The sequence below is a fragment of the Streptomyces sp. NPDC049541 genome (assembly GCF_044465725.1).
Taxonomy (GTDB): Bacteria; Actinomycetota; Actinomycetes; order Streptomycetales; family Streptomycetaceae; genus Streptomyces.
Genome location: NZ_JBITLY010000020.1, coordinates 86,014 through 95,848, shown reverse-complemented (window position 1 = coordinate 95,848; position 9,835 = coordinate 86,014). Strand labels below are relative to the sequence as shown.

Below are 9,835 nucleotides of genomic sequence, written 5' to 3'. Positions count from 1 at the left end.
CGGTTACATTCCGAACCCGGAAGCTAAGCCTTACAGCGCCGATGGTACTGCAGGGGGGACCCTGTGGGAGAGTAGGACGCCGCCGAACAATTATTCAAAGGGTTGGATCCTGAACTTCGGTTCGGGGTCCAACCCTTTTTTGTTCTCCGTCACTTGAAGTTCACGTTGCGCAACAACCATCCGAAGCATGGGTACTGCTGCAATGCTCAGGGCCGCCGGCGTCGGAGTCGGTGACGAGGTCGTCGTGCCGGCCTTCGGGAACTCCGAGGTCGCCGGGGCCGTCGCCCTCGCCGGCGCGCTGCCGGTGTTCGCCGACATAGATCCGCTGACGTACTGCCTCGACCCGGCCGCTGTCGAAGCAGCCATAACTCCCCGGACGGCGGCGGTCGTTGTCGTACACCGCTTCGGCCGGCCGGCCGACATCGCGCGGCTGCACGGGGTGGGCCAGCGGCACGGGCTTCTGGTGCTGGAGCACGGGGAGTCCGAGGTGCCGTACGACGAAGTTGCTCAGCGCAGGGAGCGGGCCGCCTATCTAGACGCCAAGTTGAGGGGTGTGCGGACACCCGACGGCGGTGACGGGCACACCTATCAGCAGTACGTGGTGCGGGTGCCGGGGAACGGTCGGCCGGATCGGGATGCCTTCGCTCGGGCCGTACGCGCCAGGGGAGTTGAGTGCCGGGTGCCGGTGAAGACGCCTGTGCACCGGTTGCCGGAATTCCGCCGGTGCGTGTCGCTGCCGGAGACCGAGCGGGCCGCCGACGAGACCCTCGCGCTTCCTGTCGACGCCGCATTGACCAAGCGGGACATGCAGCGGATCGTGGGCGCGTGCAATGCACTGGGCGGATTGCTTCAGCCTGCTTTCTGAACGGCGGTCGGCACTGCACGACATGGTTGGGAGCACGTGTCTGTTCGGGGTATGATCTATTCCGTTGCCGCGGGGAAAACTCCTCAGGGTGACAGGCCCCTATAGCTCAGTCGGCAGAGCGTCTCCATGGTAAGGAGAAGGTCAACGGTTCGATTCCGTTTGGGGGCTCCAGCACGAAAGGCCCCGCCCAATTGGGCGGGGCCTTTTTTTCGTGTGTGTGGGTCCCTCAGTCCTTGTGGAGGCCCGGGACCCGCATCGCCAGGATCGCCATGTCGTCGGACGGGGCGTCGGACGCAAAGCGTTCCACGGCGCGCATGATGCGCGCAGCAACCGCTCCCGCCGTCAGGCCGGTGCAGGTGGTCAGGACGTCGGTGAGGCCGTCGTCGCCGAGCATGCGGGTGCCCTCACGGCGCTCGGTGACGCCGTCGGTGACGCACAGGAGGACGTCGCCCGGGTCGAGGGTGACCGTCTGCTCGTAGAGCTCCAGATCCTCCATGACACCCAGGAGCGGCTGCGGCTCGGCGGCCGGTTCGACCGTGCCGTCCTGGCGCAGACGGAGCGGGAGGGGGTGGCCGGCGCAGACCACCTTCAGTTCGGCACTGCCGTCCTCCTGCGGCCGCAGCTCGCCGTACAGGAGGGTCAGGAAGCGGCTGCGGGCGCCCTCGTCGAGGATCGCTGAGTTCAGTCGCTCCAGGACCGCCGGGCCGCTGAGGCCCTCGCGGGCCAGGAGACGGAGCGCGTGCCGGGCCAGGCCCGTGACCGCCGCCGCGTTGGGGCCCGTACCGCAGACGTCGCCGATGGCGAAGCCGTAGGCGCCGTCGCTGATCGGGAAGAGGTCGTAGAAGTCGCCGCCGACCTCGTTGCCCTCGCCGGCCGCGCGATAGATGACCTCGACCTCCACGCCGTCGATCTCCGGGAGTTCTGGGGGCAGGAGGCTGCGCTGGAGGGACTGGCTGATGGCCGTGCGCTCCGAGTACAGGCGGGCGTTGTCGAGGGCCAGGGCGGCCCGTCGGCTCAGGTCCTCGGCCAGTTCCAGGATCTCCTGGCGGAAGTGTTCGTCGGTGGGCTTGCCGAGGGTCAGCATGCCGATGACTCGGTTGCGTGCCACCAAGGGGAGTACGACGGTTTCGCCGCCGACCGCGGAGGCGGTGGCGAGCGTGGGGCCGATGCCCGAGGCCATCTGGTGGGTCGGGCCGCCGGTCAGGCCCAGGCTCCGCATGGAGCTGCGGAGGGCTGCCCGGTGGGCGACCTCACCGGGGGCGGACCAGACACGGGCGCCTGGGGTCGGTACCGGGTCGGGCGGCGGGACCTTCGACAGCAGCGCCTTGATGCCGTCGATCAGCTCCTCGTCCTCGTGCAGGACGTACGACAGATACGGCTCGGAGGCCTGGTCGGCGATCGTGTAGACGGCACACCAGGTGGCGAGGGTGGGGACCGTCATCTGGGCCATCAGGGCCAGGGTCTGGTCGCGGTCCAGGGTGCCTGCCAGGAGGTCGGAGGCCTCGACGAGGAAGCTGAGTGAGCCTCGGCGCAGGCGTTCCAGTTCGCCGAGGCGGGCCGACTCGACGGCCAACGCGATGCGGTCGGCGGCGAATTGGAGGCGCAGGGCTTCCTCGTTCGAGTATCTGCCGGGGCTCTCGGCCGCCACGCCGAGGGAGCCGGTGAGGCGGCCCTCGACCTTCAGGGGGACCGTGACGACCGAGCGCATGCCCGTGCCACTGAGGAGCGGGACGGCGCCCGGCACGGCCGTGAGGTCGTCGTGGACGGCGGGCATGCGGGCCGAGCCGTAGCGGCCGGGGCCTGCCTCGACGGGCACGCGCGCGAAGCGCTGCCGAGCGGAGGGCAGGCCGGTGGAGGCGCGTACCTCCAGCTCCGTCTCGTCGTCGGTCGCGAGCAGCAGGAAGGCGGAGTCGGCGTCGAGCATGTCGCGGGCGCGTTCCACCGTGCGCTGGAGGAGGCCGTCGAGGTCGTCCGGGGCCGGAGAGCCGATGAACACCTCGAAGGGGTCGGTGCTCTGGCCGTCGACGGTGGGTGCCGTGTCGGAGGCCGGGATGCGCAGCGGGGTCTGCAGGACGGCCCGTTCGTGGTCCCGGACGAGGAGGCACACGGTGGACGGCTCACCGCCCGTGTCGCGGACTCGGAGGTGGGAGGCGTACACGGGGGTGACGCGGCCGTTGGCGCCCCTTATGCCGTAGCTGCCCTCCCAGCGGGAGAGCTGGAGGGCCTCGGCGATGCCGGTGCTGGTGCCCGGGGTGTGCGGCCACGCGGCGAGATCGGTAAGGGGCTTTCCGATCACCTGTTCGGCGGGGTAACCGAAGAGCTCCTCTGCGTCCTCGTTCCACGAAGTGATGGTGCCGCCGCGGTCGATCTGGACGACCGCGACGCGGACCCGCCCGTCGGCGAGGGGGAGGAGGTCGGGGGGGAGGGACGGGCCGGCGGCGCGGGTTCCCACGGCGCGCTCGGGGAGGTCGAGCTGGAACCAGACCTGTTTGTGGGTGGGCGTGTACTCGACACCCCAGCGGGCCGCGAGTGCGGCGCACAGCTGGAGCCCGCGGCCGCCCTCGCGGTCCGGGCTGCCCATGTTGACGGGGTGACCCTGGAGAGGGATCTCGCGCTCCGGGTACCGGTCGGCCACCTCGATCCGTACGCCTTCGTCGCTGCGCAGACACAGGACGTCCGCGGAGGTGCCCGCGTGGACGACGGCGTTGGTGACCAGCTCGCTGGTGAGGACCACGGCGTCGTCGACGATGTCGGCGAAGCCCCAGCCCTGGAGGGTGTCGCGGACGAAGGAGCGGGCGGTCGCTACCGATCGTCCGACGGGCTCGAAGCTGGCGGCCGCGCGCGCGGTGATCACAGAACTCCTCGGCCGGTTGTCGACGGGCAGGGCTGCCTGGCCGACCGGCTCGTGCCGCTGATGCGGCAGACCGCCCGTCGGCCGGGGGTCCGGGGGCTGTCCCCCCGGGATCAGTCCGGTGGTCATGTGTGCGGCCGCCCCTCCGATGCCCGCTCGTTCTCGTGCCACCGCCCAGGCCGGACGGACCGGCGCGGCTGGACAGCCGCATGCAAGGTTACTTACCTTCGACGGCCATGCGGATGCCGGTCTGCAGTGTTTCCGCCCAGAGGGTGTGCGGACGATGTGCGAAGCTGCCGAACTGTTATGGCCGGGTTCAGGCAGGGTGAAACACTGGGCAAGCTTCTTGTGAAGGTCCGGACAGGCCGAGTGGCTTCCGCGTGCAGTGGGCAGCAGCCCGTGGTGCGGCCTGGTACACGGGCAGAAACAGTCAGCAGTAACTGGTACGTCAGCGGCAGTACCGGAGCACAGCAGTAACGGTCGACCCCTGCGGGAGGGACACAGTGGAGTCTGGCGCAGCGACGCGGGGCACTAAGACGCGCGCGAAAGGCGGACAGTCCCTGAACAACCAGCGCAAACCGCGCGGCGGGACGACCGCAGTGGACACGGCTTCTCTGAACAGGCTGCTGGCGGCTCTCGTGGCGATGCGCGACGGGAACTTCCGCAAGCGGCTCACGGTGTCCGGAGACGGCGTGATGTCGGAGATCGCGGCGGTCTTCAACGAGGTGGCCGACCGGAATCTCCATCTGACGGGTGAGCTGTCGCGGGTACGGCGCATGGTGGGCCGTGAGGGCAAGCTCACCGAACGGCTGGAGACGGGCGCCTACGAGGGCTCCTGGGTGACCGCCATCGAGGCGTCCAACGCGCTCGTGGACGACCTCGTACGGCCCGTCTCCGAGGTCGGCCGGGTGCTGTCCGCGGTCGCGGAGGGCGATCTCTCGCCCCGTATGGAGCTGCGGACGCAGGCGCCGGACGGGACCGGCCATCCGCTGCGCGGGGAGTTCCTCAAGGTCGGGCGGACTGTAAACAACCTTGTCGACCAGCTGTCGACCTTCACCGACGAGGTCACGCGTGTGGCCAGCGAGGTGGGCACCGAGGGCAAGCTGGGCGGGCAGGCACGCGTGCGTGGCATGTCGGGTTCGTGGAAGGACCTCACGGACTCCGTCAACACGATGGCGTACCGGCTGACGGCCCAGGTGCGGGACATCGCCCTGGTGACGACCGCGGTGGCCAAGGGTGATCTGTCGCGGAAGGTCACCGTTCATGTCGCGGGCGAAATGCTGGAGCTGAAGAACACCGTCAACACGATGGTGGACCAGCTGTCGTCCTTCTCCTCCGAGGTGACGCGAGTCGCGCGCGAGGTGGGCACCGAGGGCGAGCTCGGCGGGCAGGCGCAGGTGCCGGGCGTGGCCGGCGTGTGGAAGGACCTCACCGATTCGGTGAACCTGATGGCCGGCAACCTGACGGCCCAGGTGCGTGGAATCGCCCAGGTCACCACGGCGGTCGCCAACGGTGACCTGTCGCAGAAGGTCACCGTCTCCGCACGCGGCGAGGTCGCGCAGCTCGCGGACACGATCAACCAGATGACGGAGACGCTGCGGATCTTCGCGGACGAGGTCACGCGTGTGGCCAACGAGGTCGGCGCCGCGGGACAGCTGGGCGGCCAGGCGAACGTGCCGGGCGCGGCGGGTACGTGGAAGGACCTGACGGACTCGGTCAACACGGTGTTCCGGAATCTGACCATTCAGGTGAGGGACATCGCGGCCGTCACCACGGCGGTCGCCAACGGCGACCTCTCCCAGAAGGTCACCGTCGACGTGGCCGGCGAGATGCTCGAGCTGAAGAACACCGTCAACGGCATGGTGGACCAGCTGTCGTCGTTCGGTTCCGAGGTCACCCGCGTGGCACGTGAGGTCGGTGTCGAGGGTGAGCTGGGCGGACAGGCGCAGGTGCCGGGCGCGGCCGGCACCTGGAAGGACCTGACCGACTCGGTCAACACCGCATTCCGCAACCTCACCGGGCAGGTGCGCAACATCGCCCAGGTGACGACGGCGGTCGCCAACGGTGATCTGTCGCAGAAGGTCACCGTGGACGTCTCCGGCGAGATGCTCCAGCTGAAGAACACCGTGAACACGATGGTGGACCAGCTGTCGTCCTTCGCCGACCAGGTGACGCGGATGGCCCGAGACGTGGGCACGGAGGGTCGGCTGGGTGGCCAGGCGGTCGTACCGGGTGTGGCCGGTACGTGGAAGGAGCTCACCGACTCCGTCAACGGCATGGCCGGCAACCTGACCGCTCAGGTGCGCAACATCGCGCAGGTGACCACCGCGGTCGCCCAGGGCGACCTGTCGCAGAAGATCGACGTGGACGCGCGCGGGGAGATCCTGGAGCTGAAGAACACCATCAACACGATGGTCGACCAGCTTTCCGGCTTCGCCGACCAGGTGACCCGGGTGGCCCGCGAGGTGGGCACCGAGGGCCGTCTGGGCGGTCAGGCGCAGGTGCCCGGCGTGGCAGGCGTGTGGCGGGACCTGACCGACTCAGTGAACGGAATGGCAGGAAACCTTACGGCCCAGGTGCGCAACATCGCCCAGGTCGCCACCGCGGTCGCCCGCGGTGACCTCTCCCAGAAGATCACCGTGGACGCGCGCGGGGAGATCCTGGAGCTGAAGAACACCCTGAACACGATGGTTGACCAGCTGTCGTCGTTCGCGGAGGAGGTCACCAGGGTCGCCCGTGAGGTGGGCACGGAGGGGCAGCTCGGCGGTCAGGCCGAGGTGCAGGGTGTCTCCGGCACCTGGAAGGACCTCACCCAGTCCGTGAACTTCATGGCGAACAACCTGACCATCCAGGTGCGCAACATCGCCGAGGTCACGACCGCGGTCGCCAAGGGCGACCTGTCCAAGAAGATCACTGTTGACGCGAAGGGTGAGATTCTCGAGCTCGTCACGACGGTCAACACCATGGTCGACCAGCTGTCCAGCTTCGCCGAGCAGGTGACCCGGGTGGCCCGTGAGGTGGGCACCGAGGGCATCCTGGGCGGCCAGGCGCACGTTCCGGGTGTCACGGGCATCTGGAAGGACCTCAGCGGCAACGTGAACCTGATGGCCAAGAACCTGACCATGCAGGTGCGCAACATCTCCCAGGTCGCGGCGGCCGTCGCCAACGGCGACCTGACGCGTACGGTGACGATCGAGGCGCGCGGCGAGGTGCAGCAGCTTGCCGACACCTTCAACACGATGGTGAAGACGCTGAGTTCGTTCGCCGATCAGGTCACGAAGGTGGCCCGCGAGGTGGGCACGGACGGCATCCTGGGCGGTCAGGCGCATGTGCCGGGAGTGGCGGGCACCTGGAAGGACCTCACCGATTCGGTGAACGGCATGGCGTCCAACCTGACCGGTCAGGTGCGCAACATCGCCATGGTCACCACGGCCATCGCGAAGGGCGACCTGACCAAGAAGATCGACATTGACGCCCGCGGCGAGATCCTCGAGCTCAAGACGACGATCAACACGATGGTCGACCAGCTGTCCAGCTTCGCCGAGGAGGTCACCCGAGTCGCCCGTGAGGTGGGCACGGAAGGACAGCTGGGCGGTCAGGCACGCGTGCGTGACGTCGACGGCACCTGGCGCGACCTCACCGAGTCCGTGAACGAAATGGCAGGAAACCTTACCCGGCAGGTGCGCGCCATCGCGCGCGTGGCGACCGCGGTGACCCGCGGCGACCTGAACCTGAAGATCGACGTCGATGCGTCAGGCGAGATCCAGGAGCTCCAGGACTACATCAACAAGATGATCGCCAACCTGCGCGACACCACGATCGCCAACAAGGAGCAGGACTGGCTGAAGGGCAACCTCGCCCGTATCTCGGCGCTGATGCAGGGCCGCCGCGATCTGCAGGACGTGGCCTCCCTGATCATGAGCGAGCTGACGCCGGTGGTCTCGGCACAGCACGGCGCGTTCTTCGTGGCCATGCCGCTGATGGACGGCAAGGACCTGAACGCCGAGAGCGAGGACGCGTACGAACTGCGCATGCTGGGGTCGTACGGCTACTCGATGGGCTCCATGCCGACGTCGTTCCGGCCGGGCGAGGCGCTGATCGGGACGGCCGCCGAGGAGAAGCGCACGATCCTCGTGGAGAACGCGCCCAGCGGCTACCTGAAGATCTCCTCCGGCCTCGGCGAGGCGCCGCCCGCGCAAGTGATCGTCCTTCCGGTGCTGTTCGAGGGCAAGGTGCTCGGTGTCATCGAGCTGGCCTCCTTCAATCCCTTCACGCAGATCCAGAAGGACTTCCTCAACCAGATCGCCGAGATGATCGCGACCAGCGTCAACACGATCTCCGTCAACACCAAGACGGAGCAGTTGCTGAAGCAGTCGCAGGAGCTGACCGAGCAACTCCGTGAGCGCTCGGCCGAGTTGGAGAACCGGCAGAAGGCCCTCCAGGCGTCCAACGCCGAACTCGAGGAGAAGGCCGAGCTGCTGGCCCAGCAGAACCGCGACATCGAGGTCAAGAACACCGAGATCGAGGAGGCGCGGCAGGTCCTGGAGGAGCGCGCCGAGCAACTCGCCGTATCGATGCGCTACAAGAGCGAGTTCCTCGCCAACATGTCGCACGAGCTGCGCACACCGCTCAACTCGCTGCTGATCCTGGCCAAGTTGCTCGCCGACAACGCGGACTCCAACCTCACCCCGAAGCAGGTCGAGTTCGCCGAGACCATCCACGGCGCCGGATCGGACCTGCTTCAGCTGATCAACGACATCCTCGACCTGTCCAAGGTCGAGGCGGGCAAGATGGATGTCTCCCCGACGCGTATCGCGCTCGTCCAGCTCGTCGACTACGTGGAGGCCACCTTCCGGCCGCTGACCGCGGAGAAGGGCCTCGACCTGTCCGTACGGGTGTCGCCGGAGCTGCCCGCCACGCTGCACACCGATGAACAGCGGCTGCTGCAGGTGCTGCGGAACCTGCTGTCCAACGCGGTGAAGTTCACCGACTCCGGGGCCGTGGAGCTGGTCATCCGGCCGGCCGGCCGTGACGTGCCGCCGGCGATCCGGGAGCAGTTGCTGGAGGCCGGGTCGATGAGCGATCCGGACGCGGACCTGATCGCGTTCTCGGTGACCGACACCGGTATCGGTATCGCCGCCAGCAAGATGCGCGTGATCTTCGAGGCGTTCAAGCAGGCGGACGGCACGACGAGCCGCAAGTACGGCGGTACCGGCCTGGGGCTGTCGATCTCGCGGGAGATCGCGCAGCTGCTCGGCGGTGAGATCCATGCGCAGAGCGAGCCGGGACGCGGCTCGACGTTCACGCTGTATTTGCCGCTGCACCCCAGCGAACTGCCGCCGCAGGGCTACCAGCAGGCCCTGCCCGCCTTGAACGCCGGCGACCTGGTGGCCGCCTCGGACCTCGCTCATCTGTCCGATGCGGAGATCGAGACGCCGGCCGAGGTGAAGTCGTACCGGGAGACGCAGAACGGCGCCGCCGCGCTCTTCAGGCGCCGCCGCAGGCACGGCCTCGACGCCGACCAGCGTCTGGCGACTCAGGAGCCGTGGTCGGCAGCCGAGCAGGACGAGGCACCGCAGGTGCAGCGCGGCATCCGGTTCGGCGGCCAGAAGGTGCTGATCGTCGACGACGACATCCGCAACGTCTTCGCGCTCACCAGCGTGCTCGAGCAGCACGGGCTGTCCGTGCTGTACGCGGAGAACGGCCGCGAGGGCATCGAGGTCCTGGAACAGCACGACGACGTCGCGGTCGTCCTGATGGACATCATGATGCCCGAGATGGACGGCTACGCGACGACCACGGCGATCCGCAGGATGCCGCAGTTCGCGGGCCTGCCGATCATCGCGCTGACCGCGAAGGCCATGAAGGGCGACCGGGAGAAGGCCATCGAGTCGGGTGCCTCCGACTACGTGACGAAGCCGGTCGATCCCGATCACCTGCTGTCGGTGATGGAGCAGTGGATGCGGGGGGAGTGACGGGAACCATCGATGTTCACGCGGAGTTGCTGACTCAGTGTGCGCGAAGCCGTGTAGAAGTACGGGATTCGGGGAACCTTCTGGTCTCCCGCTACGTTTCTGCTACGTGCACAGTGACATCGCGGTGACAGGGTGTGGCGACGG

3 protein-coding genes, 1 tRNA gene and 1 rRNA gene are annotated in these 9,835 nt (G+C 68.2%); 4 read left to right on the top strand and 1 reads right to left on the bottom strand.

Annotated elements, in window-relative coordinates:
• From rrf to ACIBW9_RS41420, 3 genes are all read left to right on the top strand, one after another.
• Positions 1-88 (top strand): 5S ribosomal RNA (gene rrf / locus ACIBW9_RS41430); the annotation flags it as partial.
• 114 nt (positions 89-202) lie between these two features.
• Positions 203-865, top strand: coding sequence for a DegT/DnrJ/EryC1/StrS family aminotransferase (locus ACIBW9_RS41425; RefSeq protein ID WP_398963714.1), 663 nt, complete (start codon positions 203-205; stop codon positions 863-865).
• A gap of 95 nt (positions 866-960) precedes the next feature.
• A tRNA-Thr gene (locus ACIBW9_RS41420) sits at positions 961-1,036 on the top strand.
• Between the two features lie 55 nt (positions 1,037-1,091).
• Here the strand turns inward: ACIBW9_RS41420 and ACIBW9_RS41415 are convergent.
• Positions 1,092-3,845 carry a SpoIIE family protein phosphatase gene (locus ACIBW9_RS41415; RefSeq protein ID WP_398963707.1) on the bottom strand — a complete coding sequence of 918 codons (2,754 nt, stop codon included), beginning with the start codon at positions 3,843-3,845 and terminating at the stop codon, positions 1,092-1,094.
• A 374-nt stretch (positions 3,846-4,219) separates the two neighbouring features.
• On the opposite strand from ACIBW9_RS41415, the gene ACIBW9_RS41410 reads away from it, so the two are divergent.
• A complete protein-coding gene (locus ACIBW9_RS41410) occupies positions 4,220-9,691 on the top strand; it encodes a HAMP domain-containing protein (RefSeq protein ID WP_398963704.1) in 5,472 nt (1,823 codons plus the stop codon).
• The last annotated feature ends 144 nt before the right edge of the window (positions 9,692-9,835 follow it).